This window comes from Paraburkholderia sp. SIMBA_053 (assembly GCF_046534895.1).
Lineage (GTDB): Bacteria > Pseudomonadota > Gammaproteobacteria > Burkholderiales > Burkholderiaceae > Paraburkholderia > Paraburkholderia caledonica.
On record NZ_JAWRXU010000040.1, the window covers coordinates 1 to 1,389 of the forward strand.

At 62.7% G+C, this 1,389-nt stretch carries 1 protein-coding gene and 1 pseudogene; both read left to right on the forward strand.

Annotated features, from left to right (window positions below):
* A partial coding sequence (locus tag SB753_RS34370; protein WP_410804487.1) for a Mu transposase domain-containing protein occupies nucleotides 1–987 on the forward strand: 987 nt, incomplete at its 5' end.
* Nucleotides 977–1,330: pseudogene (locus SB753_RS34375) on the forward strand (ATP-binding protein); the annotation flags it as partial. The gene SB753_RS34370 and the pseudogene SB753_RS34375, both read left to right, overlap by 11 nt.
* Between the last annotated feature and the right edge of the window lie 59 nt (nucleotides 1,331–1,389).

Below are 1,389 nucleotides of genomic sequence, written 5' to 3' on the forward strand. Positions count from 1 at the left end.
TCGACGTCGATCAGGTGCGGTGGATTGTTGCTTGCTAAAAGTGGGAAAGTCCTTGTAGACAACATGAAGACCGCCGTTGACAGAGTGCGACCCGGCAAGGTGCGCGAGGTCAACGCGCGCTTCAGCGCGATGGTTAGTCACTACCTGTTTGACGCCGAGTTCTGCAATGTCGCCTCGGGCTGGGAAAAGGGGCAGATAGAGAAGAACGTCCAGGACAGCCGTCACCGGCTTTGGCAGAAAGCGCCGGCGTTCGGCTCGCTCGCCGCGCTTAACGACTGGCTGGCCGACCAGTGCGCGCTGCTGTGGCAACAGACGCGGCACCCGGAGCACGACACGACCATTTGGGATGCGTGGGCGGCCGAGCGTCCACACCTGATGCCGGTGGGCCAGCCATTCGATGGTTTCGTCGAACATACCAAGCGCGTTTCGCCCACCTGCCTGGTGAACTTCGAGCGCAACCGCTATAGCGTACCGGCGTCGTTTGCCAACCGGCCCATCAGCCTGCGCGTGTATGCCGCAAAGCTTGTCTTCGTCGCCGAAGGTCAGGTGATCGCCGAGCACGAACGGCGTATCAACCGCAGCCACGACCACGGCGAGACCATCTACGACTGGCGTCACTACCTGGCAGTCCTGCAGCGCAAACCGGGAGCGCTTCGCAACGGTGCACCCTTCACCGAGTTTCCAGCTGGCTTCCGCAAGCTGCAGGGCGTGCTGCTCAAGCGCCCGGGGGGCGACCGGGAGATGGTCGAGATTCTGGCGCTCGTGCTGCTGCACGACGAACAGATGGTGCTCGCTGCCGTCGAGCTGGCATTCGAGGCTGGCGCGCCGAACAAGCAGACGGTGCTGAACATCCTGAGCCGCCTGCTTGACAGCCCGCCTGTGCCACCGCTGCAGACGCCACAGGCGTTCACGCTGACCGTCGAGCCGCAGGCCAATGTCGGCCGGTATGATCGGCTAAGAGACCGCGAGGACAATCATGCAGCCTGACGTGATGATGCAGATGCTCAAGTCACTCAAGCTGCACGGTATGGCTCAGGCACTGGGCGAGCTCGCCGCTCAGGACTCGCCGGCCTACAAGGCGGCTTCACTGGTGCTTGCCGGATTGCTCAAGGCAGAAATTGCAGAACGGGAAGTGCGCTCACTCGCTTACCAGATGAAGGTGGCGCGCTTCCCGGCGTATCGCGATATCGGCGGCTTCGACTTCAGCTGCAGCGATGCCAACGAGGCGCTGGTGCGGCAGTTGTACGAGTGCGAGTTCATCGACTCGGCGCACAACATCGTCCTGGTGGGCGGACCCGGTACGGGAAAGACGCAGGTATCTATAGCGGTGCGGGGTTGACGCCGAGGGGCAAGTCGATGATGGAGCTGCTGGGCGCCTCGACGAAGTGA